Origin of the sequence: Micromonospora sp. WMMC415, assembly GCF_009707425.1 — a bacterium.
Classification (GTDB): Bacteria; Actinomycetota; Actinomycetes; order Mycobacteriales; family Micromonosporaceae; genus Micromonospora.
The window spans coordinates 5257180-5281256 of the sequence record NZ_CP046104.1; the positions used below are offsets into that span (position 1 = coordinate 5257180).

Genomic DNA, 24077 nt, shown 5'->3' on the forward strand with positions numbered 1-24077 from the left:
ATCGAAAACGATAGTCGTTTTGCTTAGCGTGGGGAAGGCTGCTCGACCGGACGCTTCCACCGCCGGGTCAGCACGCCGTGTCGGGGCGCGATCAGCCAGGCGGCGAGGAAGGCGGCGGTGGCGACCAGGACGATGGTGCCGCCGACCGGGGTGTCGTAGCTCCAGGACAGGTACAGCCCGACGAGCGCCGACGTGCCGCCGATCACCGGGGCGAGCAGCATCATCACGCCGAGCCGGTCGGTGAGCAGGCGGGCCGCCGCGGCGGGGGTGATCAGCAGGGCCAGGACGAGGATGTTGCCGATGGTCTGCAACGAGATCACGACGGCGAGGGTGACCAGGACGTAGAGCGCGATGTCGAGCCAGAAGACCGGCAGCCCCATCGCACGGGACATCTCGCGGTCGAGGCAGACCGCGACGAACTCCTTGTGCAATGCCAACACCAAGCCGAGGATGACCAGGCCGGTGCCGCCGACGACGTAGAGGTCCCGGTCCGGGATCCCGGTGATCGAGCCGAACAGGAACTGCTGCAGCGAACCGGCGTAGCCGGGCGCCTGCGAGATGATCACGATGCCGAGAGCGAACGCGCCGACCAGGAAGACACCAATCAGCGAGTCCTCCTTGACGCGCCGGTTCTGCGAGAAGATCGCGATCAGCAGCGCGGTGGCGATACCGGCGACGGCACCGCCGAGGACCAGGCTGCCCTGCAGGACGAAGGCGACCGCGATGCCCGGGAAGACCGCGTGGGCCACGGCGTCTCCGATGAAGGCCATCCCCCGGAGGACGACGTAGCAGCCGACGACGCCGCAGACGATGCTGGACATGACCGCGATCGCCAGCGCCTTGGGCAGGAACGCGAGGTCGGGGTTGAGCAGGTCGGTGAGGAACTCGGTGATCGACATCAGGCCGCCCTCACGAGCTTCAGCAGCGCAGACGTCGCGCTGACGCCGAAGGTCTGCGTCCACAGGTCGGCGTCCTGCAGGTCCGCCGGGCGGCCGTCGGCGATGATCCGGCCGTTGAGCAGGACCAGCCGGGTACAGGAGTCCACCGCGGCTACCAGGTCGTGGGTGGTCATCAGCACCGCGCGGTCCTCCTGGGCCAGGCTGGTGAACAGGTCGCCCAGCAGTTCCTGGGTGGGCATGTCGAGCCCGGTGAACGGCTCGTCGAGCAGCAGGATGCTCGGCGCGAGCGCGAGTGCCCGCGCGACCAGGACGCGTTGGCGTTGGCCACCGGACAGCTCGCCGACCGGCCGGCGGCGCAGTCCGGTCAGCTGTACCCGGTCCAGCGCGTCGCCGACCGCCCGCCAGTCGGCCACGCCCGGGCGGCGGAGCAGGCCCATCCGGCCGGTGCGGCCGGACATCACGGCCTGCTCGACGGAGATCGGGAAGTCCCAGCTGAACTCGTGACGCTGGGGGACGTAGCCGATCCCGGACCGTCCGGGTCGCGTCGGCCTGCCCTCCACCAGCACCCGGCCGCCGCGGCTGCGGATCAGCGCCAGGATGGCGCGCAGCAGGGTGGTCTTGCCGGCGCCGTTCGGGCCCAGCAGCCCGACCAGCTCGCCGCGATCGAGGTGCAGCCGTACGTCCCGCAGGACCGGCCGGCCACCGAGATCCACGTCCAGCCCGTCGATCTCCAGTGCTCTCACCGCTGGCCCCCGGACGACGCGATGACGCGTTCCTGCTCGGCCCGCCGTCTGGCGCCGCGCCCACGCAGCAGGAGGACGACCAGGCCGAGAGCGAGCACGACGGCCGTCCCGGCCAGCGCCGTGATCAGCAGCGTCCGGGAACCGTCGGCCCGATCGTCGGCTCCGGCCGGAGCCTCGCCGGGCGGCTCCTGGCCAGCCGGTACGGGGATGTCCGCCGTCGCGGCGAAGGCCTCGTCGGCGCTGGTGGCGTCCCCCACCGCGAAGCGCAGCGTACGGGTCGCCGACACCTTCTCCCCGTTGACCAGGTCGGCCGACACCTGTACCGCGACGAGGTAGACACCCGGTGCGGAGAAGACCCAGTTCGCGTGGGTGTGGGTGTTGACCTCGACCCAGAAGGGCTGCGCCTTCGACTCGGCCGACCGCCACAGCGGCTGCGGTGCGGAGAAGTTGCCCGACTGGAGGTAGGTCGTGAGCGTCCCCGGACCACGCACCCCGAGCAGGGTCAGGGTGACGCCCCGGTCGATGGTCCGCATCACCCGGGGATCCTGGGTGTTCCAGCCCAGCCAGACCACATCCTGGTCCTGAACCTGCGGCACCACGTACACCCGCTTGCCGGCCTCGATGCCGAGGAAGGCGTACGCCGGGTCGTCCGGAACGGTCTGCAGCGCGGCGTCGGACACCCGCAGCAGCGTGTCGTCGGGATCACGCCACACCGGTTGCGCCTGCGTACCGTCGTGGATCAGCAGCGTCCACCGGTCGTCGACGTATCGGGGACCGAGGTCGACGTGCCCGGTGGTGAGCGTCGTCCGTCCGGTGGCGAGGGGCTGGTCGGCCGCGATCGACTGGCTGAGATTCGGCGTCGGCTCCGCCGCCCGCGCCGGGGCCTGTGCCGTCGCCAGCACGAGCAACGTCGCGAGGGCGCCTCGCAGGATGACTGTGGTCGCGCGGCTGCGGCGGTGCGCCCGTCCTGCCGTCACTGGTTCCTCCATCACTTCTCCGTGGTCAGGCAGTCGCGCAGCGATTCGGCGTTGAACCGCATCATCTCCGCGTAGGTGGTGACGTCGCGGTCGAACGCGTCGCCGTAGATCGGGCACACCCGAAGGTCCTCTTCCCGCGCCACCTCGGTCAGCGTGGCGGACCGGGCCGCCAGGTTCGGCTCCAGGAACACGGCGGGAATCCGCAGGTTGCGGATCGTCTCGGTGAGCCGGCGGCGGTCGGCGAGACTCGGCTCGACAGCCGGGTTGGGGGTGACGAAACCGGAGATCTGCACCCCGTACGCCTGGCCCAGGTAGCCGAACGCGTCGTGTGTGGTGACGAGGTGGCGCCGCGAGGGTGGGATCTGCGCGATGGTGTCCCGGACGTACGAGTCGAGCTCTTCCAGCTGCCGGATGTAGGCCGAGGCGTTCGCCCGGTATTCGGCGGCGCCCTCGGGGTCCACCCCGATCAGGGTGTCCCGGATCAGTTGCACGTAGGAGATGGCGTTGTGGACGTTCTGCCACAGGTGCGGGTCGATCTCGCCGTGCACGTGCTTGCCGAGGACGGCCTGCGGCAGCTGGTAGACCTGGGTGCCGGGCCGGCCGAGGAACCGGAACCGCCGGTCGCCGGGCACCTCCAGCAGCGCCTTGTTCGGCACCTCGATGACGGTGCGCGCCGGGTCGTACACCCGTTGGGTCGCCTCGCCGCCACCCTCGGGGTCGGCGAGCAGGTAGAGCCGCCGCTGGTCGAGGTCGACGGTGACGTCGGCGTGCCCGGCGTTCAGTACGGGCGCGCCGGTCAGGCCCGGCACCGAGTGCGGGTCCACCCCGACGGCGAAGGTGAACACCTGCTCGCCCATGGGGACGGGTGCCGTCTGCGGGTCGACGGCCAGCCGTGCCCGCATGGTCAGCCGGTAGATTCCCGGCTCGGTGAACGCCCAGCTCATGTGGGTGTGCGCGTCCGGTGGGAGCGTCGCGGTGTCGTCCCGGTAGCCGTTGGCGGGGTCGAACCCGTCGCCGGAGTCGACGTAGAACGACGGGTTGCCGAACGACTCGGTCAGGTACGCGTACATCCGACCCGGCCCGTCCGCGCCGGTCGCGCTGAGGAACACCTCCGAGGACCGGTTCGCGCCCTGCGCCGCACCGGTGCCGCGCACCCGCATGCCCAGCCAGATCGTGTCCAGCGACACGTCCTCGACCAGCGGGATGATCTCCGCCGCGTACTTCACCGCCCCCTCGGCCAGCGAGATGTTCGGTACGCCGTCACGCAGGTTGGCGTCCAGCGCCTTGATGACGGCCTGCTCCTCGAGGAGCAGGTAGTTGCTGAACGCCACGTCGGCGTAGACGACGTCGCGGATGTCCCGCAGCGACGGCTCGTAGCTGTGCGGATCGGCCCCGTCCGGCACCATCGAGGTGACGGTCACCCGGTCGCCGCCCACGTTGCGGGCCAGATCCCGCAGGATCCCGGTGGTCGTCAGGACCTGGACCCGCTCGTCGTGCGAACTCAACGCCACCTCCGACCGGCAGCCGCCGGCGAGCAACGCGGCCAGCAGCGGCAGCACGACCAGCCGCCGCGGGCCGACCCGGTGGATAGCCGTTCTTGGCACCGCCGTCACCCGGTCCGGAGGGCGGCGCGGCGGCGGGCCAGCAGCAACAGCAGGGCACCGACCGCTACCAGGACGACGCCGAGCGCTGCCGCCGTCAGCACCCAGCCGGCGCCCGTGCGCGGCAGCGGCCCGTCCCGGCGCCCGTCGCCGCCGTCGCCGTCGCCGGCACCGCCGCCGGGGCCGAAGCCGGCGTTCGGATCCGCGCTGTCGCCGACGGCGATGGTGAGCGTCTTCGTGTCGGTGACCGCCTTGCCGGCGGTGGTGGTGCCGCTCATCTGCACCGCGAGGCGGTACAGACCGGGCTTGCTGAACGCCCAGTTGCCGTGCGTGTGGGTGTTGAGCGGGATGTCCAGCTTCTGCGGGAACGGCTTGGCGGAGTCGAACAGCACGTCGGCCTTGCCGAACGAGCCGGTCAGGAAGAGGGCGAACCGGCCAGGCCCGTTGACCCCCTTCAGCGTCCACGTGACGCTGCCCTTGACGCCCGACACGACGGACGCGTGCTGGGTGTTCCAGCCCGGCCAGACAAGACCCGCCTGCTGGGTCTGCGGCAGCACCCACACGGTGTCGCCCGGCTTGCCGAGGAAGTCCGCCCCGGCGGGCACCGTGATCTTCGCCTTGTCCTTCGCGTGCAGGACCACGTCGGCGGTCTCCCGCCAGACCGGAGGGCTGGTCCGGTCGTCCTTGATCCGAATCGTCCAGCTGTCCCCGGACAGGTTCGGGCCCATGTCGACGTGCCCGTCACTGATCACCTGACGAGCACCGGCAGCGACTTTCGCCGCCTCCGGCGCGGCAGCGGGCTTCGGCGCGGCAGCCGGTGCGGCGAGTGCCTCGGCGCGCGGTCGCGCCGCCTGCGCCTGCGGAGCGGGCAACGCCGGCTCCGCAGGCCGGATCGCCGGAACGCGGACCCGGTACGTCGCCTCGGCGCGCACCGTCCCACCCGAGCGCAGGGCGGCCGAGCCGGTCAGGGTGAGCCGGTACTCGCCGGCCGTGTCGAAGGCCCAGACCACGCCACCGGTACGCGTGCCCGCCGGCAGCTGCGTCGACCGCCGTACGCCGGCACCGCTGCCGAACAGCGGGGTCGCCGCGCCGAGACCGGACAGGGTGTACGCGGTGAACGTCCCCGGCCCCTCGACCGAGCCCAGCGTCAGGGTCACCCGGTCGTCGGCGACGACGCCGGGGCGTACCCCGGTGGTGTCCAGGGCCGGGAACCCGGTGTCACCGGCGGAGAGTGCCCACACGCCGTGGCCCGGCTTCCCGAGGAAGGCCAAGGCCTGGCCGGCCGGGACCCGACCGGCGAGGCCGCCGTCCGGGCCGAGCACCACCTCGCCCGGGTCGCGCCCGGCCGCACCGTCGGCCGCCTGCGCGGCGTCCCGGAAGCGCAGCGACATCGTGTCACCGTCGAGCGCGACGGAGACCAGGTCGGCGCCGGCCGAGGCGACGGCGGCCGGTTCCGCGGCGGCCGGCGTTGCCGCGGGGGCCAGTGCCAGCACGACGGCGGCAAGGCTCGCGGCGCCGGCGCGCATGCTTCTCATCCTCATTGGTCGCTCCCCAGGCGTAGCCGAGTCACTTCTCGTCCTTCCCCGTGTGGTCGATGGTGGGATGCCGGTTGTCGTGGCCCGGACCGGGACGTTCGACGTCCGGCATCGGACGGTCGTCGGGTGCTGATCCGCCGTCACCGGCGGCCACTGGGGCGTCCTGGCCGTCCGGTGCCCGGCCGGCCTGCGCGCGGCCTTCCTCCCGGCCGGCCTGCGCGCGGCCTTCCTCCCGGCCGGCCTGCGCGCGGCCCTCCTCCCGGGCGGCGGCCACCGCTCGCGCGAGCTGCTCCGCCCGGCGGCGCCGGGCCGCGATCAGTGCCCAGCCGGCGAGGATGAGCAGGGCGAGCAGGGCCAGCTGCGGCCAGGGCACCGCCCAGACGGCGGCCCGCGCCGAGCCCGCCCGCGGTGGCGGGTCGAGGACCTGGTCCCCCACGGCTGCCGGCGTGACGGTCGCGTTCGCGGTCAGCCGGAACAGCGGCGGAACACCCGACATGCGTACGGTGGTGGTCAGCTCGCCGCCGGGCAGGATCTCCGGCAGGGCGGTACCGTCCACGGACCGCCGGGCCAGGCCGAACGGTCCGGACACGCCGAGCACGGGCTGCCCGGCGAGCCGTACGTTGCCGGTGTTGCGGACGGTGAACGTGGCGGTGACCGTGCCCCCGGCCAGCGGGTTGACCGGGCCGGTGTGCCGCACTCGCAGGTCTTCGACGGTCAGCGTCGGCCGCAGCTCACCGGTGACCCGCAGGTAGATGCGGGCGCCGACCCGGTGGTCGACGGCGACCTGGTTACCCTGCGCGTCGACGGCTGTGCCGGCCAGCGAGGCGACGATCCCTCCGGCGTGATCACCGGGCGTGGCGTTGGGCGGGACGGCGAGCGTGAACGGTACGTCCAGCCGGGACGTCGACGGGATGGTCAGGGTTCGGCTCGGCAGGCGGACCCAGGAGCCCACGTCGGTGGGCTTCCGGTCGGCGGCCAGCAGATCGAACCCGCCCTGCGTGGTGGTGACCGCGTCGCTGGCGTAGAGGTTCAGGGTGAGCGGGCGGTTGGAGTGGTTCGTGACGCCGACGTAGTCGGTCAGGGTGGCGCCCGGGTCGAGCTTGTAGCTGAACGCCGGCCGGCCGTTCGGCCCGCGCGCGCTCGACGGTGCCACGCCCCAGGTCGCGGCGGCGGGCGGCGGTGCCGGCGACGGCGACGTCCCTTGCGTTGCCGGCGGGCTGGCGGGGGCGGGTGCGGCCAGCGCGGAGGCAGGTGGTGCGGGGACCACGCCGAGCAGGGCGATCCCGACGGCGATGGTGGCGAGCAGGCGCATTGCGGGGACGGTCCGTTCCTGGGGGTGCGAGGGGAGGTGCGGGGTGGGCGGGTCGCGGCAACGACACACCCACCCCGCGCGGTCGTCCGGTGGCCAGGCTCACGGCCCGACCACCGGACGGGTTGGTGCGATCAGATGGCGGTGAGGGTCAGGGTCGCGGTGTAGGTCCCCGCCGCCGTCTCGGTGGGCAGGCTCAGCCGCAGGCCCGCGCCCAGCTGCGCGGTACCCCGTCCGGCGCCGTCCGGTGCCGAGCCCAGCACCGCGCTGGTGCCGAGACCGCCGCCGACTCCGACGACGTACGGTGCCACCTCCGGACCGGCGACCACGCCCTGTCCGGCGCCCTGGGTCAGGACCCGCGGGGTCCAGCCGAGGTAGCCGGCGCTGAACGTGGCCCCGTCCGGCCCGGCGAAGTCCGCCGGGATCTGCCCGGACGCGCTCCACCCCGGTTGACCGGCGCGGGTGTCGGTCACCGTGACCGGGCGGAGGTCGCCGGTGCTCTCCCACCGGTCACCGGCGGCGTTGAGCTGTGCGGGCGGCAGCACCACGGCCCGGTCGTCCGGGTTGACGCTGATCACCAGCGAGCCCTGCGTCTCGTCGATCGACGCGGTGATCGTCTGCGAGGCGCCCGGCTCCTGTGGCGGGAACGCCACCCACAGGGTCACCGGCTCGCTGGTCGCGACGACCGCGTGGTCGTCGTCGTAGAGCTTGGCCACGTACTCGCAGGCGTTCAGCTCCCGGGTCGCGGTGAACGAGTAGCTCGCGCCCCCCTCACCCGGGATGATGCTCCAGTCGGCCGCGCCCGGGCACCTGCTGAACCAGTGGTAGTGGTCCAGTTCGGTCTGCGGCGTCTGCGCCGCGGTGAGCGTGACCGTGTCGTTGGGCTGGTACTCGTCGGCCATCCCGCTGATCGCCAGGCTGACCTCCGGGCCGCCGCCGGTCAGCTCGCCGACGACGAACGAGTAGTCGACCGGCCCGGTGCTGAGCGTGGTGCCGTTGCTCAGCGTCGCGTCGGCCTGGAACTTCAAGGTGTAGTTGCCCAGCGCGCTGAACGCCCAGTTCGAATGCGCGTGGGTGTGCACCGGGACGTCGATCGCGTCCGGGAGTCCGTCCTCGCTGCGGAACTTGATGATCGGGCCACCGAACGAGTCCTGCGTGAACAGGGTGACGTTGCCAGGGCCCTCAACGCCGACCAGGCTCAGCCGAACCTTGTTCCCTGCGAACACCCCCGAGTTGAGCTCGGTGGTGTTCCAGCCCGGCCAGAGCAGGTCCGGGTCCTGCGTCATCGGCAGCAGCCAGATCTGCGAACCGGCCGGTCCCAGGAACGCGAACCGCGGGTCGTCCGGGACCTCCATCGCCGCCCGCGGCAGCACCTGGAACGTGACGTCCGCCGGATCCCGGATGACCATCGGGCTACCCGTGTCGTCCCTCACCTTCAGGGACAGTTCGCCGTCGGTGTAGTGCACGTCGACCGCGTCGGTGTGCCCTTTGGACAGCACCACCTTCTCGGCCGCCGACGCGGCGGTGGGAGCCAGCACCGTGCCAGCGGCCACCACCGCCCCGGTGACCAGGGCCGCGAGACCGCGAGCCCTCAGTGTCGCCTTCATACCTCCCCTTTCCACGCCGCGCGCGTCTGCGCGCGGTGGTACCTGCGCCCCGGAGGCCTGCCGGTGGGCAACGCCTTCGCCGGGCGGGCGGCGGTCGGCGCGGAGCGGGTGGCCCGCGCCGAACCGGTGCCGGCAACCGTCACCAGGACGCCTTGCGGATGCCCGGCAACTCACCACGCAGCGCCATCTCCCGGAACCGGACCCGGGACAACCCGAAGCGGGTCAGCACACCGCGCGGGCGGCCGTCGATCACATCCCGGCTGCGCAGCCGCACCCGGCTCGAGTCGCGGGGCAGCCGGGCCAACTGGCGCACGGCGTCGTCGCGTACGGCCGGGTCGGTGTCCGGGTGGGCGATCAGCCGCTTCAGCTCCGCCCGGCGGTCGGCATGCCGGGCGACCAGGTCCTCCCGGCGGGCCTGCCGGTTTCCCAGGCTCTTGCGGGCCATCAGCGTGCCTCGCGGAACTCGACGTGCCGCCGCACGATCGGGTCGTACTTGCGCAGCACCAGGCGGTCCGGGTCGTTGCGGCGGTTCTTGCGGGTGACGTACGTGTAACCGGTGCCGGCGGTGCTGCGCAGCCGCACGATCGGACGGACGTCGGTCTGCCGGGCCATCAGAGCTTCACTCCCCGGGCGCGCAGCTCCGCGACGACCGCCTCGATGCCCTTGCGGTCCACCGTCTTCAGCGCCTTCGCGGTCAGGGTCAACCGCACCCAGCGGCGCTCCGACGGCAGCCAGTAGCGGTGGTTCTGCAGGTTCGGGTTCCACCGGCGACGGGTGCGCCGGTGCGAGTGGGACACGGCGTTGCCGAAGCTCGGCTTGGCGTCGGTGACGTCACAACGTCGGGACACGATTCACTCCTCAGGTTCAGCTAGACGCTAACGACAACGGTTTTCGTTTTTACATCGGCCGATCGGCCAGCCTTCACGCGGGGTCGCGCCGCCACGTCGACCGCACCGTGTCGCCGGGTCGGCACAGGCCGACCATCGCGGCCCCCCGCTCGGGGACCCCGGCACGCCGCTCGCCGCCGGCCGCGTGCTTATAATGACAACCGTTTTCAACAAGTGTCGAGAGGATTGTGATGTCGACGTCCCCGCTCGCACCCGCCGAAACCGGGACCCCGGCGGCCGACGCCCGCCCGTCGTTGACCGTGCTCAGCGGCTTCTGGCCGGCCGCGACGTACGCCGTCGCCCGCACGCTGCTGGCGGCGGACCCCTCGCTGCTGCTGGTCCGGCACGATCTCACCGACCTGGCCGCCGGCACCGTGCACCGGATCGTGCGCGACGGTGCGGGCGTGCTCGAGGACGAGCGGATCACCCTGGCGCACGGCTGCGTCTCCTGCACGCTGCGCGAGGACGTGCTGCCCGCCCTCGCCCGGCTCGCCCGCACCCAACCGGACCGCGACCTGCTGTTGATGCTGCCCGAGGTGGTCGAGCCCGAGGCGGTCGCCGCCGTCTGCGCGCACTGCCTCGTCGACGGGACGCCGCTGACCGACCTGGTCCGGGTCGACTCCTACCTGACCGTGGTCGACGCCGAGCACCTGCTCGACGGCCTGGCCAGCACCGACGACCTGAAAACCCTCGGCATCGCCGCCGCCGACAACGACGACCGGGCGCTCGCCGACGTCGTCGTCCGGCAGATCGAGTACGCCGACACCCTCGTGCTGTGGGGCCAGTCCCGGGAGGGTGCGTACGACACCAGCCGCCTGTCGGTGCTGCTCGACCGGATGGCGCCGTGGGCGACGCAGGTCCGCGTCGACGGTGACCTCGTCGACGCCGGCGCGCTGACCCGGCAGCTGCGCGGCACGCTCCGGCACCGCCCCGAGACCCCCGGCGTCCTGACCCGGGGCTTGGAGGGCCACGTCCTCGGCGTGCACGAGCCGTACCCCGACTGCGGCGTCGTCTCGGTGGTCTTCCGCGCCCGACGACCGTTCCATCCCCGCCGGCTGCACGACGTCCTCGAGGACGTCAACGCCGAGGTCGTCCGCTCCCGGGGGCACCTGTGGCTCGCGAGCCAACCCGACCTGGTCATCGCCTGGGACTTCGCCGGCGGCGGCCTCGCCCTCGGCTCCCTGGGCCGCTGGCTGACCGGCCTGCCCGACCCGTACTGGGACGAGGTGTCCGACCACCGGCGGCTCGCCGCCGCCCTCGACTGGGACCCGTACTACGGGGACCGACACCAGCACCTGGTCTTCGTCGGCCTGGACCTCGATCCCGCCGGCCTGCACCGCACCCTCACCGGCTGCCTGCTCACCGACGCCGAACTCGCCGACGGCGAGGACACCTGGCGCCGCTACGACGACCCGTTCGCCGGCTGCTTCCCGCTCGCCGGCCCCGACCCCACCGAAGGAGAGCCCGCATGAAGTCCGGAGTCCACCCCGAGTACCGGCCCGTCGTCTACCGCGACCGCGCCGCCGACTTCGCCTTCCTCACCCGCTCCACCGCCACCAGCGACCAGACCATCGAGTGGACCGACGGCAACACCTACCCCGTCATCGACGTCCAGATCTCCTCCGCCAGCCACCCCTTCTGGACCGGCAGGCAGCGCCTGCTCGACACCGAGGGCCGGGTGGAGAAGTTCCGCGCCAAGTACGCCCGCCGCGGACCGCGGCAGACACGATGACCGAGGCACGCATGCGCCGCAGCCGCCCATGATCTCGCGGGGCCGGGCATCAGTCGTGGTGCGAGGAGTCCAGGGCTGCGCCAGCAGTCTCCGGCTCGTCGCGGCGCTCGTGGTCAGGCCCGGGTGCCCCGGCGATGGCGGTGAATGCCGATGCGGACACGTCGGCGACCAGATGGACGTGATCGGCGCCGAACGTCGACGGCTCCCGCAGCCCGAGCACCAGGCAGAAGTTCCGCTTCCCGTACGTCTTCCGCAGCCGTCTCCAGTTGGCCAGCAGGTAGCGCGCGGCACCGAGATTGTCCAGCGCGGTCTGGCCGGCGAGGATGAACACGGGCGCCGCCGATGCGGCCGGGCGCACCCGGGCGAGCAGCGCGAACTGCTCTTCGCCGGGACGGCGGCGAAACGCGCGTCCGCCAACCACGAACGGCAGCGACGAGTCGGGCTCGGCTGCGGTGAACCGTACGCCGGGCAGCGCGATGCGCACGTGGGCCGCGGTGCGCGGATTCGCCGACGGGCCGCCGACGCAGTACTCGGTGACCCGGCCGGCCTCCCTGCGTCCCTCCTCGCTTGTGACGAGGGCGGGCAGCCCACCGGACTCGCGGATGGTCGTCGCCAGCTCCACCAGCGTGGCAACGTCGTTGCGGTGCACGCTCTGCGGGCGCTGCGACGAGAAATGCTTCGCCACGAAGAGCATCACCTGGGCACCGGGATTGACACCGAAGAACGACCGCTTACGCAGAATCCGCCGGTAGCGGACGACGTACTGGCTGGTCCAGCCGGCAGCGGCGGCAATGGCACTGGCGAGAAGGTTGATCACCACATCACGCACGGGTGCCCCTTCGGCGAGACTCGGCCTGGCTGTGAATGTCCAAGAGGGACAGCGCGAACCAGGTCTTGAGGGTGCGCGGCGCCGAAACGCCCCATCCACGGCCAGAGCTCCGACGATTGTAGCCAGGCCGGGTCCCCGGTCGTCTCGCCGGTGCTGGTTCTGGGCACCGCTGCCGCGTTCGACGTGACGACGGCCCCCATCGCAACCGGTCGATCTCGCTCATTCGGGGAGTGGCGGGCGCGAAACGCTGGCGCATATGGTCGGCTCGCACGGCGGCCTTCGCCAGACCAGGACGGGGCGGGGACATGGATCAAGGCACCCGGGACGACGTGATTGGCCGCCTGGCTGAGGCAGTTGGGTCCGTCGCAGTCGCCCATCCGACGCGGGTTGCCATCGACGGACCGCCCGCCGCAGGCAAGACCACGCTCGCCGACGAACTGGCCGTTGTTCTGCGGGAACAGGGCCGCGACGTCATCCGCGCGACGATCGACGATTTCCTCTTCCCCCGGGCGCAACGCTATCCGCGCGGCGAGTACTCGGCTGAAGGCTGCTACTTCGACACCCACGACTGCCACGCGCTGAACCGAGTTCTGCTCGATCCGCTCGGCCCGGGCGGAGATCGACGCTTCCAGTACGCGGTCTACGACCGCACCGCGGATACCGCGCTGTCCCCGCCGGTCATGACTGCGCCGTCCGACGCGGTGCTGGTCTTCGACGGCGTCTTCCTCATGCGCCCGGAACTGATTGATCGGTGGGACCTGCGCATCTTCGTGTCGACCGCGTTCGAGAAGACCGTGCATCGTGCGGTGATCCGAGAGCGCCAGGTGTCATCTCGGGCCCAGGTCGAACGGCGCTGGCGGGAGCGTTACATCCCCTCCCAACAGCTCTACCTCGCTACGGTCCGCCCGACCGATCACGTCGACATCATCGTGCACAACGACGAGCCCCAGCAGCCGGTCTGTGAGACCCCCCACGGTTGACCTCAACCGCACTTCAACTCCTACCGTCCCCTGCATGAGCGAACTCGACGAGGCTTACCAGCGGGTACGGCATTCCGGTCCGGAACGGGACGGGTGGTTGTCCAACCACGCGCCCATGGCGGTCGAGGCACTGGCCCGACACGGCCACGGTGAGGCCGTGCACCGATGGTTGGACGGGTACGCCGACCGGTTGGAGGATCGACCGCGGGGAATCGCGCCCATCGCCGTCGACGAGTGGCGGGATCCGCTCGGCGACCCGGTGCGTACCGGTGACTGGCTCGACTACTTCGAGCGCGAACTGGCCGATGAGCCCTGGCGGCAGGTGCTCGCCCGATGGTGGCCCCGCCTGCTTCCCGGCATCGCCGCCGGCGCCACCCACGGCGTGATCCGGGTCGGCCACGCGGTGCGCGCACTGCTGGACCAGGAGACCGCGCCGCGCGTCACCGAACTCGGCCAAGGGCTGGCCTACTGGGCAGCCCGCTGGCAGCCCCTCGCATCGCCCGGTGCCGGGCCGTACCTGGCCACTGATCCACGGGCCGCGCTCGACGCGGTGCCGCGCGTACCCGACCAGCGACACGGCATCCGGGCCCGCCTCGCCCAACTCGCCGACCTTCCCAGCTGGGCGGCGGTGGCCGGCGCGGTGCCGGGCGGCGGCGAGACGGCCGTCGATGGGGACGCCGTGTCGGCCCGCCTGGCGGGCATCGTGCACGCGGCGGTCGTCCGGCACGGCACCCACGGGCACGCCAGTCCGGTCATGCTGGTGCACGCCGCCACCGCACCGAACGCGGTCCTGCGCACGCTACCCGCCTTGCCCGGGGCCCTCTGGGCGGCCAGCCTCGCCGCCGCTTGGGCCGCCACGGCGGCCGTCACCGCCGCGTACGCCCCGGCGACCGGACGTTCCGCCCCGCCGGCCGTACCCGACCTGGATCCCGTCGAGGTCATGCGGCTCGCGGTGGACTCGGCCGGCCCGCACGCCATCAAGTTCGCCGACGCCGCGCTCGACGCGTACGCCATCACCGGCGACGCCGCCCTCCTCGCCGCCTCGGTGCACGCGACCGAACAGACCGGACGATGGTGAGGACCTGCCCACGCCGCATGATGCGCGAGCCGATCGTCCGGTCCGGCTTGCCCGAGCCGGAATGTTGATTACGGCGAGGTCGGAGGCTTGGCCTTCTGCGGGTAGATCGTCTCGTGACGGGCCAGCATGGCGACGAACTCGCCGATCTTCCGCTCGCGGGTCTGCGCCCGTTTGACGGCATTGAGGCGGTGGATGAGGGCGAACCGGTTGGTCCTGGTGAGTACGTCGAACATGGCCTGGGCGGCGGGCTCGGCGGCGATGGCGGCGAGGAGGTCGGCCGGCACCTCGGCTTCCGACGGCGGGGCGTAGGCGCTCGCCCACCGCCCGTCCGCCTTCGCGGCTTCCACCGCGGCGCGGCCCGGGGGCATCATTCGCCCCTGCGCCTCCAGCCGGGCCACGTGGGCGACATTTCGTTGTGACCAGGAACTGCGGGGCCTGCGCGGGGTGAACCGGATCCAGGAGGTCTCCTGATCCCGTTTGCGGGCCTGCCCGTCGATCCAGCCGAAGCACAGTGCCTCGTCGACCGCCTGCTGCCAGGTCAAGGTGGTGGCGGTGCCGCCCTTCCTGGTCAGAGCGAGCCAGACGCCGGGCGATGTGGCGTGGTTGGCCGACAACCACGCGCGCAGCGCCTCGGCGTCCGCGACGATCAACTCATCCAGTTCGGCGCTCGCCATGACGGCAGGCTAACCCGACTCGACGGGCTGCCGGCACGCCGGGCGACGGGCGGGATCCGGTCCAAGGACACCGCGGCCGGCGGCGGACGCGTGACCCGGGCTACCGCTCGTCGAGCAGGTCGCGCAGCTCACGCAACGCTTCGCGGAGCCGGTCGGCAAAGGTGTACATCATGTCGGCGACCGGGCGCGGGGTGCTGAGGTACAGGTTGAATCGGTCCGGCAGCAGCACGTACGCGATCCCGATGCAGCGACTGCTGGTGGCGCCGAACCCGAAGTAGCGGATGCTGGTCGACGGCGCCGAGCTGGTGCTCAGGTAGTCGTCGCGCATCGTGAGCCACCCCGGCGTCTCGTACAGCCGGGGCGACTCGGGCACGCCGAGCACCGCGCCACGCCGCTTCTGGATCAGCTGCAGCTCCCACAGGTGCTGCTCCGGTGCCGCACCGGCCTGGCACTGCTTCGCCCGTTCGACATGCTTGTCGGCCGCGGCCCGCAACGCCGCCCGCCGCTCGTCGGGTGACGCGGCGGGGTCGTCCATCGTGGCTGCGAACCGCAGCACCTCGGGCGTGACGACGCGCATCGCCTCGGTCCGCCCCCGCAGGTACTGGCGGGTGGCGATGGACTCGTACGTGGCGCCGATGAAGCCCTTGGCCCGCTTGTGCGCGAGCTGGTAAGCCATCTGCACGAACGCGTCCGGCGACATCCGCAGCCGCTTGACCTCGTCCACCCCGAACTCGTCGAAGGACAGGGTCACGGTGGCGGTGTCCGCGCCGTACTGGGCGAACGAGCGTGCCGCGGCGGCGATGTCGGCCCGCAGCGCGTCGTCGAGCACGAACGTGACCGGCTCGATCGCCGGCACCCCCTGCGCCGCCGCACCCGACTGCGCGGCGTGCTCCTCGGGCGACGCGGCGAGCATCGTATCGACGAAGCTGAGGATGGTGGTGCCGTCCAGCCCGCAGTGCTCGACGTTGATGCCGGCCGTGCCGTCGGCGAAGACGATGAGCGACACCGCCTTGTCGAACCACCGGTTGCCGCTGTCGCCGTGCAGCAACTGGTCGCAGGCCGCCAGGTCGTCGGCCGGCGTCAGGTCCTCCAGGCACACGCAGAACAGCGCCGTCTCGATGGTGTCCAGCGCCGCGGCGTTACCGGGATCCAGTGCCGCCAGCCGGTCCCTGGCCGCCGCCCACTCGGCCCGGGCCATGGTGGTGAGATGGCCGGCCGCGGTGGCCGTCGCGGCCCGCGCGGCACCGACCTTCCGCACCTCACGCAGGCCGGCCACCAGGTCGTCGAGGGAGTACGGGCGCCCGTCCGGACCGATCACGTCCATCCGGTACGCGTTGCCGCGCTGGAACACCACGATGTGCCGCGCCGTCGACGGGCCCGGCATCTCCTCGCTGTACGGCGCTCGGACGGTGTCCTGCACCGGCCCGGGGATGCGGGTGGTCGAGAACAGGAACTTGTTCTGCTCCATCGACAACGGCTGCCCGCGCGTCACGATCGGCGGGATGCGCTCGTCGTCGAGCTGGGTCTTGTAGTTCACGGCGGCGGCGATGAGCCTCGCCGCGCGCTCCACCTGCGGCTCGGCGAACCCGCGCAACGGCGTGTCGCGGAACAGGAAGATGAAGTTGGCGTTCAACGCGATCCGGTCCCGGCGACCTAGATAGCGTGCCGGCCAGAACGCGTCCAACCAGCTGTGCGTGGCCGGGTCCGCGTTGTACCGCACCAGGTCGGCGTGCAGCTTCGGCCCCGGACCGTCGGCCCGCCCGAACTCCCGCACGGCGGCCTCGGTGTCGGCGAACTCTTCCTCCGTCAGCAGCGGCGCAGACCATTCGAGGAACCGGGCGCAGGTGTCCTCCAGTGCGGGCAACGGCACCCGCGGCAGCGCGTCCTCGTTTTTGAAAGTGCTCACTCGGTCTCCTGGGATTCGCTGCTCATCGGGCGGCCTTCTGGATCAGTGACTGGTCATCGTCGAAGGTCAACGGGTCGGGACTGCCGACGGGCCGGGAAACGTAGAGCTGAGCGTACAACCAGCCGTCGTTCTCCAGGCCCTCCGAATCGACGCCGGCGGCGGACATCGTCGCCAGCACCTGCCGCTGTTCCCGGTCGGATGCGAAACGGCGCTGCCGGAACGTCCGGTCCACCCGCACCGTGTCGTAACCGAGGGCCGCGAGGCTGTCGGCGATCGGTTCGAACGGGAACATCCGCAGCGCGAAATGCGCCATCCACGGCAGCCGGTCCCGGTGGGAGTCCACCACGCGCATGAGGGTCCTGCCGGTGACGTAGCCGAGGCATCCGGTGGAGATCACGAGGTCGGCACCGGCGAACAGGGCGCGCTGCCGTGCCGTGGGTTCGCGCGCCTCCAGGTCGGCCTGCACGGCGTCGTCGAGGAACCCGGCCGCCGACGCGTACCTCAGCGCCGGTCGGGACACGTCCAGCCCGACGAACCGGGCCGGGGACCGGTGCGCCCGGACCAGGTCACGATCGCGCTCCAGCAGCGCCTGCCGGGTGCACTCGGCGCCGGTGTAGCGGTCGTACAGGTCGTCCATGGTGGCGTCGCAGCGCAGCAGGGCCGCGTTGACGCCGTAGGAGCAGCCGACGTCGACGACGGTCGGGACGGCCACCTGCCGCGATTGGCGGTACTGCCCGATGATGTGCTGGAAATAGGGCTTGGCGAGTTGGGGAATGTAATAGTCGAGCTCACGCAGGGTGGTGAAATAGGCGCGGGGATCGGGTTGCGTGTAGATGCCGTCGAGGGAAACTTTTCCGGTCCGGTCGAAACGCACGGGGGCGGCTCCTCGCGATTACTAGTCCAGCAACTGGTCGACTCGCACGGCATTGCGCTCGGCGTCGCGGTGCGCCGGCAGGACCCGGCCGAACAGCTGCCGCGTACGGGCGACGCTGCCCATCACGCCGGGGCGCTGGGAGTAGGCGAAGATCGCTGAGTGCCGGGCGGTGGCGCCGCGCACCGCGCTCACCCGGTGCAGCGCGTACCGGCCCTTGAACAGCTGGAGGTCACCGGGGCGCAGGGTCAGGGCCCGCACCGGTGAGCGGTCGGCGCCGGTGAGCACCGAACGGACGGCGTCGAAGTTCTCCGCGCCCGCCGAACGGATGTTCGGGCAGTACTCGAAGACGCCGCCCTCCTCCGGCTCCTGGGTCAGCATGCTGACGGTGAACTCGTTGGTGTCGAAGTGCCACGGGTGCTCCATGCCGGGCTGCACGACGTTGAGCACCAGTCCGGACAGCGGGTCGGCGAGTTCGTGCAGCTCCGGGAGTTCGAAGCAGGCGGCGACGAAGCGCACGAACGACGGGTCGGTGTAGAGCCGGTGGATGACACTGTCGGTGGGGATCCGGTCGCGCGGGACGAACGCGTTGCCGCGCCGCATGACGATGCGGCCCGGGTGCAGCGCCGGCAGGTCGTCGTCGAACGCGATGTTGTAGACGTTGGTCTCCTCAACGTCGTAGTACGCCAGCGGGGCGACCCCGGCACCCTCCCGCCGCAGCGCCTCCCAGCTCGTCGGCAGAATGAACTCCGGCAGCACGCTGCACCCGAGTTCGCGCAGTTCGGCGCGGGTTTGCGAAACGACGCGTTCCCATGCGTCGCTTCCCGGGTCGGCCAGTGGATAGCGCACGGTGTCCACGATATTCATTGGACGGATCCCTTCTTCAATGGTGGCGGCATGAAGAAATTGTGGAATCCTAACAAGATTCACCGGCGTCTAGCCCAGTGTCGGTTACATTGTTCACAGCGCCGCACCGGAGCGCGGCCCGCTGGATGAGCCCAACTACTGGTAGTCGGCCGCGCCGACGTCTACGGCACCGACGTCGACCTCGACGTGATCCGCGCGTGGTGATCGTGGCGGAGCCTGGTGGCGGCCCGCTGGCTGGTCGAGCACGGCTTCGACCCGTCCCTGCCCGGCTGTGAGTGGACCTGCTGAGATCCCGGGGTCCGCTACAACGCCGTCCGTCACGGCGAGGCGGATCACGAGTGGACCACGACGTCCCAGCGCCCACACGGTGAGCCCGAGGCAACAGAGCGCCGTCCCGGTGATCGTGACCGCTGTCCAGCCGCCCGCGGACCAGAGCGTGGTCGCGGCGGCGGAGCCGATAGCAGCGCCGATGAAGTTGCCGGTGGCTAGCGCCGTGTTGAGCCGGCTGCGGGCCTCGTGGGAGAGGGCGAACAGCCGCGCCCGGTTGAGAAGGGCCTGCGTCTGGAGGGCGACATCGATCATGACGATCGCAATGATGATCAGTACGACGGACCGGCCGGCGAACGCCGCGACGACGAAGGCGCCGAGGGCCACGACCCAGGCCGCGCCGGTGGCCGGAAGCGACCAACCGCGGTCGTGCAGACGACCGCCGTGCAGGCCGGAAAGGACACCAGCGAGGCCAGCCAACCCGAACATCCCGATCACCGCTACCGGGTACCGGAACGGTGGGCCGCTGAGCAGGAATGTCAGCGCCGTCCAGAACAGCGAGAACACGGCGAACCCGGTGGCGGCCAGGGCCAGCGTCCATCGGGCCGCCCGCTCGCGCATGACCACCTCGCCGACCGAGGCGATGAGCTGCGGGTATGGCATGCGTGTCCGCGGTGCCAGCGGTGGAATCTCGCGGTAGAGCAGGACCGCGAGCAGGACGGCGACGACCGCGGCGAGGGCGAAGACCGTACGCCATCCGGCGGCGCCGGCGACGAAACCGCTGATCGTGCGGGAGGCCAGGATACCGGTGAGGGTCCCGGACCCGACGGCGCCGACGATCCGACCGCGGTGAGCGTCGCCGGCCAGGTCCCCGGCGCGCGGTGTGAGGAGCTGCCCGGAAATCGTCGTCACGCCGAGCACGCCCAGTGCGAGAAGGAGTACGCCGATCGACGGCGCCAGCGCGCACAGCAGCAGTGCGGCGGCCGAGGTCAGCAGCATCACCGGGACGAACCGACGGCGGTCCAGGACGTCGCCGAGGGGCACGAGCAGCAGCACGCCGACGGCGTACCCGACCTGCGTCGCGGTGACGAGCCAGCCGGCCGTCGCGGTCGCGGCGCGTAGATCGCCTGCGATGAAGCCGAGCAGCGGCTGCGCCCAGTACAGGTTGCCGATGGCAGCTCCCGCCGCCACCGCGAACAGGAACGTCAGCCGGCAGCTCATCGCCTCCGACGGTTCTCTGCGGGGTGCTGCCACCCTGCCACGCTAAGGCGCGGAATCAAGGCGGATGGCCCAGCGAAGGCCGAAGCGTGGCGGGGCTGCATCCGCCGGGATGCCCACATCTGTCCCGGCACCGTTCAGCCGGGCCCGGACAGGTCGACACGCGGCCAGCGGCATGAGCGGACTCTGTCCTGCTCGTCGGTCAGCTTCGCGTAGCCCGATGGACATGGCTGCGCAGGAAGGCGACTATCTCGCGGCGCGCCGGCCGGGCGGCCGGTACCAGGCCTGGAGTGCTCAGGAATGTGTGGGTGGCCCTCGGGTAGCAGGTCAGGCGAACGTCGGTGCCGTCCTCACGAAGCCGGTCGGCGTAGCGGCGTCCCTGATCGGCCAGCGGATCCAGTGCGGCTGTGATGACCAGTGTCGATGGCAGTCCGGCGAGGTTGTCGAACTTGACGGGTGACACACTGCGCGGGTCGAGGGTGGGTGGCACGCTCAACTTGCGGGTTGCGCGTAGCCGGGACACCGACAGGGTGGGGTTGTCGGCATTCTCCGTGATCGAGGAGTACTCGGTCATGCTCTCGGTCCAGTCCGTGCCCGGGTAGATCAGCGCCTGTGCGCGCAGCGGCGGGCCGTCCTTGCGGGCACGCAGGGCGATTAGTGCGGCGATCGTGCCACCCGCGCTCTCGCCCATGACCGCGACGGCTGCGGGATCGATGCCCCAACGGGTGGCGTCGTCGACGAGCCGGACGACGGTGTCGTAGCCGTCGTCGATCGGCTGGGGCAGCGGGTGCTCCGGGGCGAGGCGATACTCCACCGAGACGACCACCGCCGGGCACTGGGCCGCGAGGTGGCTGTTGAGCCAGTCGTTCTGAGCTGCGGTGCCCGCGAAGAAACCTCCGCCGTGGAATGAGACGATCAACGGCAGGCTCCGGCGGGCGTCCTTCGGGCGGTGTACCCGCAGCATCAGGCGGCGGCCTGGAAGATCGATCGAGGTTTCCTCGATGCGCGCGCGGCGGTCCGGCAGGCCGGTGATCATTCGTGCGGCACGAGACGATGCCGCGCGGTTGGTCTTCTCGCGCGCGGCGATCACCTGATCGTTGGTCAGAGCCTCCCAGTCCTGGGTGTCCTTGAGGATCCGGGTGCCCAGTGGAGCCTTGCCTCTCATGGTGTCCTCCGGGATGCAGACGCTATGAGCTCACTGTCACAGTCGGTGCTTGCCGGTGGATTGGACGAATGTCAGGCGCGGACTTCACACGGTCTGACGTCAGGGCCGGGCAGGCCAAGCGACATCGTCGACGGCGAGGAACGGCGCGCTTGCCACGGTCGCGGGCGTCGCCCCGGTGAAGGTCATGACGTCGCGGTGCAGGTGGGACTGGTCGGCGTAACCGCTGTCTGCCGCCACCGCTGCCGCGCTGTGACCCGCGGCGAGGCGATGGGCCGCATGATCGAACCGGATGAGTTGGGCGGCACGCTTGGGGGTGAGACCGATCTGGGACCGGAACCGGGCCCACAGCCGCTTGCGGCTCCATCCGACCTCGGCTGCCAGCCGCTCGACCCGCACCTGCCCCCGGCCGGTCACCATCCGCCGCCAGCAGTAGGCGACTTCCGCATCGACCGCGCGGCCCGCGTCGTGACGTCGGGCCAGCGCCACCTCGGCGATCGCGAACCGGTCGTCCCAGGATCGCGCGGCGCGCAGCCGCTCCTGGATTCGCGCCGCGTCGCGCCCCCAGAGGTCGTCGAGGGCTGTCACGGCCCCGCTCAGCTCCGGCGCGGCGCCCAGGACCGCGTGCGCGATCACGGGTGACAGCCGCACCTGAAGGCACGCGAAGCTTCCGGCCTGGCCTCGTCCTCGAGCACCATGGGGAGGCGCGAGTCCGGCGGTGACGCAGCCTCGCTGTTGCTGTCCACTGCCGTCGTCGACGACAAGCGGTTGGTCGCCGAGGTCGAAGATCACCATAAGCGCGGGGTGCGGCACAACCTCAACCTCGACAAGGGTGTCAGCCCGATCGCTGAACCCCGCCATAGTGGCCCCTGCCAGCCGGCCCGGTCGTGATGGGACCGCGATATCCCAAGCAGGCAAACCGACGCGGACCGGCTCGGCAGATCGCACACCACGATGGTACGTGTCACCTCGACCGGCTCCGATTCAGAGCGTCCGCTCGTCGGCCAAGTGACTGCTTACGGCCCGGTCAGGTGCGCCTATGTGGAGCAGCGGGTGTCGGTGGGCCGAACGCTACCCGGCCGTCGCGGTCAAGCCCTCGCCTCCGCGGCCGTCGGCGATGAGCGCTTCGATTTTCGCTGCCACCTCTGGTAGCCCCCCATCGCTGAGCCGTCGGCCCGCCCGCAGTTCGATGAGGTGGCGAACGACTGTCAGATGTTCCGTGAGGTCTGCGGGGCCCGCAGGGTAGATGCCCTGTTGCATCTCCGAGACGGTGGCGGGAACCGCCGCAACGACGTGGCCGAGCTGCGTACTCGCCGTGCGAGAAAACTCCAGCACATTGATGCCAGCCGCGCGTGCCGTTTCAAGGGCTCGTAGCAGGCCGAGCTGGGCGTCGTACCACACTCCGAAGAGGGCGAGGTCCCAGACCGCGGCCGCTTCCGGCGCTTCACCGACGAAGCGTGGCTTGCTCAGCAGCTCGAGGGTCGCCCTGTGTTGCTCGAATGCTTCGGGGGATCCGCTGTACAGGATGGTTGCGGCATCGGTGCCGATCACCTCGGGCGAGGCTTGGATCCCCGCGTCGATGTATTGCGCGCCTAGGCCAGCGACCCGCTGGGCAGCCAGCCGGGCTTCGCTGGCGCTACCCGTGTACATCCCGACGATGGTCTGCCCCGACAGGTCCATGTCGAGCTGGCCAAGGCACTGCTCAACCGCCGCGTAGTCCTTGAGGGTCAGGAAGACCAGGGTGCTTGATGACACCGCCTCCCGGACGGATCGCGCTGGCAGCGCCCCCGCGACCACCAGGTCCCTCGCCCGGCCTTCGGTACGGTTCCACACCGTGACGTGGCGCCCATCTCCTAGCAGTCGATGTACCACCGCACCACCGATGGCCCCTGTGCCAATGACTGCGATCCTGGGTGCTGACTTCCCGACGTCGACCATGGCTCGATCTTCGAACATGAACCTTGCTTTAGGTCAAGCCGGCGCCCGCTCGATGAGCAGGCCGGCGGGCGACGGGTGCGGTTCGGTTGGACCGGGGCTCGGCCTCGATCGCGTCCGGATGCACGTACTGGACCATCTCGATGCGACCGCGGCCGCCGGGCGTCTGGAGCACGGACCGTACGGGTGAGTGCGTGTCCGAGGTTGCGGAGGGGCTTCGGTGCGTGTGTCGCCGGCGGCCGTCGGCCGCTACGGACCTGCCGGCCCGAAGGCCTCGGACGTCGACGAGCCGGCCACATCCGTTTGCCAGGCCTGCTGCGCCTCGACCACCCGAATGTGCCGGTAGGCGAACCACAGCGGTGGGAACGCCCCGACAGCGAAGGACAGGTCCACCACCGTCCAGAACCATGGGATCTCCCGGACCGGTCCACAGATCAGCGCCAGCGGCACGATCCCGGCGCAGGCGATCATGCCGACCTGGACCACCCACACGTTGCGCACCGGGTCGCGCAGCGGCCCCCAGAACGCCACCGCGAGCACCAGATGAGCGAACGCGAGCCAGTCCGTCCCGTACCGCATGAACGGGTACCGGTCTCCGGTTTCCACCAGCCCGACGTGGACCCGCTCGACCCAGCCGACCAACGCCGGCACCTCATCGGCGAGCGGTTCGGCCGCCCGCAGCAGCCAGCGCACCTCGATCTCGAGCGGGAACGCGGTCACCCCGCTCAGGAACAGCCCCACCACCACGACCCACAGCCAGCCACGGGTCCGCCGCAGGCGCTCGTCGACATCCATCCCGGCAGGGTAGCGATGAGCTGACCACCGCATGGCCCGGGCGCGGCTCGGCCCGCATGTAACGGCTACGTGCCCCGATATTGGCCCATGGATGGCCTGGGGTGGCCGGGGTTCTCGGGTAGCCCTCGTGGTGCCTGACCGAGGAGATCCCCCCAGCCCCCGTCCGCCGAGTTCCGAGGCCGGGGTTCGGGGCGGAGTCCGATGG

At 71.3% G+C, this 24077-nt stretch carries 24 protein-coding genes; 4 read left to right on the forward strand and 20 right to left on the reverse strand.

The features are described 5' to 3' along the window. Positions 1 to 23 precede the first annotated feature (23 nt). From GKC29_RS24660 to rpmB, 10 genes are all read right to left on the reverse strand, one after another. Entirely contained in the window at positions 24 to 899 is an 876-nt protein-coding gene (locus GKC29_RS24660) for an anchored repeat-type ABC transporter permease subunit (protein ID WP_155333091.1), read from the reverse strand. After that, positions 899 to 1642 carry an anchored repeat-type ABC transporter ATP-binding subunit gene (locus GKC29_RS24665; protein ID WP_155333092.1) on the reverse strand — a complete coding sequence of 248 codons (744 nt, stop codon included), beginning with the start codon at positions 1640 to 1642 and terminating at the stop codon, positions 899 to 901. Before GKC29_RS24665 ends, GKC29_RS24660 begins: the two co-directional genes overlap by 1 nt. Further along, positions 1639 to 2631: a choice-of-anchor M domain-containing protein gene (locus tag GKC29_RS24670; RefSeq protein ID WP_155333093.1), complete on the reverse strand. Its 993-nt coding sequence runs from the start codon at positions 2629 to 2631 to the stop codon at positions 1639 to 1641. Before GKC29_RS24670 ends, GKC29_RS24665 begins: the two co-directional genes overlap by 4 nt. Next, a complete protein-coding gene (locus GKC29_RS24675) occupies positions 2631 to 4232 on the reverse strand; it encodes an anchored repeat ABC transporter, substrate-binding protein (RefSeq protein ID WP_370463277.1) in 1602 nt (533 codons plus the stop codon). The genes GKC29_RS24670 and GKC29_RS24675 overlap by 1 nt, the downstream gene beginning before the upstream one ends. Further along, on the reverse strand, positions 4229 to 5761 hold the full coding sequence (locus GKC29_RS24680) for a TIGR03773 family transporter-associated surface protein (RefSeq protein WP_155333094.1): 1533 nt from the start codon (positions 5759 to 5761) through the stop codon (positions 4229 to 4231). The genes GKC29_RS24675 and GKC29_RS24680 overlap by 4 nt, the downstream gene beginning before the upstream one ends. A 25-nt stretch (positions 5762 to 5786) precedes the next feature. After that, on the reverse strand, positions 5787 to 7067 hold the full coding sequence (locus GKC29_RS24685; RefSeq protein WP_155333095.1) for a WxL protein peptidoglycan domain-containing protein: 1281 nt from the start codon (positions 7065 to 7067) through the stop codon (positions 5787 to 5789). A gap of 131 nt (positions 7068 to 7198) precedes the next feature. Beyond that, entirely contained in the window at positions 7199 to 8671 is a 1473-nt protein-coding gene (locus GKC29_RS24690; RefSeq protein WP_196255712.1) for a choice-of-anchor M domain-containing protein, read from the reverse strand. A gap of 139 nt (positions 8672 to 8810) precedes the next feature. After that, on the reverse strand, positions 8811 to 9116 hold the full coding sequence (gene rpsN, locus GKC29_RS24695) for a 30S ribosomal protein S14 (protein WP_155333096.1): 306 nt from the start codon (positions 9114 to 9116) through the stop codon (positions 8811 to 8813). After that, on the reverse strand, positions 9116 to 9283 hold the full coding sequence (rpmG, locus tag GKC29_RS24700; RefSeq protein WP_095565727.1) for a 50S ribosomal protein L33: 168 nt from the start codon (positions 9281 to 9283) through the stop codon (positions 9116 to 9118). The genes rpsN and rpmG overlap by 1 nt, the downstream gene beginning before the upstream one ends. Then, positions 9283 to 9519, reverse strand: a complete 237-nt coding sequence (gene rpmB / locus GKC29_RS24705; RefSeq protein ID WP_155333097.1) for a 50S ribosomal protein L28 — start codon at positions 9517 to 9519, stop codon at positions 9283 to 9285. The genes rpmG and rpmB overlap by 1 nt, the downstream gene beginning before the upstream one ends. Positions 9520 to 9749: 230 nt before the next feature. Here rpmB and GKC29_RS24710 point away from each other — a divergent pair, with 230 nt between their 5' ends. Together GKC29_RS24710 and GKC29_RS24715 are read left to right on the forward strand one after the other, a co-directional pair. Then, positions 9750 to 11030: a GTP-binding protein gene (locus GKC29_RS24710; protein ID WP_155333098.1), complete on the forward strand. Its 1281-nt coding sequence runs from the start codon at positions 9750 to 9752 to the stop codon at positions 11028 to 11030. Continuing rightward, positions 11027 to 11290 (forward strand): type B 50S ribosomal protein L31, encoded by a 264-nt coding sequence (locus GKC29_RS24715; RefSeq protein ID WP_155333099.1) that lies wholly within the window; start codon positions 11027 to 11029, stop codon positions 11288 to 11290. Before GKC29_RS24710 ends, GKC29_RS24715 begins: the two co-directional genes overlap by 4 nt. 49 nt (positions 11291 to 11339) lie before the next feature. Here the strand turns inward: GKC29_RS24715 and GKC29_RS24720 are convergent, their stop codons facing one another. Next, positions 11340 to 12119, reverse strand: coding sequence for a hypothetical protein (locus tag GKC29_RS24720; protein ID WP_155333100.1), 780 nt, complete (start codon positions 12117 to 12119; stop codon positions 11340 to 11342). Between the two features lie 305 nt (positions 12120 to 12424). On the opposite strand from GKC29_RS24720, the gene GKC29_RS24725 reads away from it, so the two are divergent. Together GKC29_RS24725 and GKC29_RS24730 are read left to right on the forward strand one after the other, a co-directional pair. Beyond that, positions 12425 to 13099: a uridylate kinase gene (locus GKC29_RS24725; RefSeq protein ID WP_155333101.1), complete on the forward strand. Its 675-nt coding sequence runs from the start codon at positions 12425 to 12427 to the stop codon at positions 13097 to 13099. Between the two features lie 34 nt (positions 13100 to 13133). Further along, positions 13134 to 14177 carry a questin oxidase family protein gene (locus tag GKC29_RS24730; protein ID WP_155333102.1) on the forward strand — a complete coding sequence of 348 codons (1044 nt, stop codon included), beginning with the start codon at positions 13134 to 13136 and terminating at the stop codon, positions 14175 to 14177. Positions 14178 to 14245: 68 nt separating this feature from the next. Here GKC29_RS24730 and GKC29_RS24735 read toward each other — a convergent pair whose 3' ends face one another. From GKC29_RS24735 to GKC29_RS24780, 9 genes are all read right to left on the reverse strand, one after another. Then, the gene (locus GKC29_RS24735) at positions 14246 to 14851 is read right to left on the reverse strand and encodes a YdeI family protein (RefSeq protein ID WP_155333103.1); all 606 of its coding nucleotides are present in this window, start codon (positions 14849 to 14851) and stop codon (positions 14246 to 14248) included. 100 nt (positions 14852 to 14951) lie between these two features. Continuing rightward, positions 14952 to 16757, reverse strand: a complete 1806-nt coding sequence (locus tag GKC29_RS24740; RefSeq protein ID WP_155333104.1) for a choline/carnitine O-acyltransferase — start codon at positions 16755 to 16757, stop codon at positions 14952 to 14954. A 22-nt stretch (positions 16758 to 16779) separates the two neighbouring features. Then, entirely contained in the window at positions 16780 to 17631 is an 852-nt protein-coding gene (locus tag GKC29_RS24745) for a class I SAM-dependent methyltransferase (RefSeq protein WP_155333105.1), read from the reverse strand. A gap of 21 nt (positions 17632 to 17652) precedes the next feature. Further along, positions 17653 to 18495, reverse strand: coding sequence for an arpA protein (locus GKC29_RS24750; RefSeq protein ID WP_155333106.1), 843 nt, complete (start codon positions 18493 to 18495; stop codon positions 17653 to 17655). Between the two features lie 135 nt (positions 18496 to 18630). After that, a complete protein-coding gene (locus GKC29_RS24760; protein ID WP_230688802.1) occupies positions 18631 to 20016 on the reverse strand; it encodes an MFS transporter in 1386 nt (461 codons plus the stop codon). Between the two features lie 166 nt (positions 20017 to 20182). After that, positions 20183 to 21145, reverse strand: coding sequence for an alpha/beta hydrolase (locus tag GKC29_RS24765; RefSeq protein WP_196255713.1), 963 nt, complete (start codon positions 21143 to 21145; stop codon positions 20183 to 20185). Between the two features lie 99 nt (positions 21146 to 21244). Beyond that, positions 21245 to 22090 carry a helix-turn-helix domain-containing protein gene (locus GKC29_RS24770; RefSeq protein ID WP_155333107.1) on the reverse strand — a complete coding sequence of 282 codons (846 nt, stop codon included), beginning with the start codon at positions 22088 to 22090 and terminating at the stop codon, positions 21245 to 21247. 123 nt (positions 22091 to 22213) lie between these two features. Further along, positions 22214 to 23080: an NAD(P)-dependent oxidoreductase gene (locus tag GKC29_RS24775; protein WP_196255714.1), complete on the reverse strand. Its 867-nt coding sequence runs from the start codon at positions 23078 to 23080 to the stop codon at positions 22214 to 22216. A gap of 246 nt (positions 23081 to 23326) precedes the next feature. Next, positions 23327 to 23872 (reverse strand): hypothetical protein, encoded by a 546-nt coding sequence (locus GKC29_RS24780; RefSeq protein WP_155333109.1) that lies wholly within the window; start codon positions 23870 to 23872, stop codon positions 23327 to 23329. Positions 23873 to 24077: the final 205 nt, after the last annotated feature.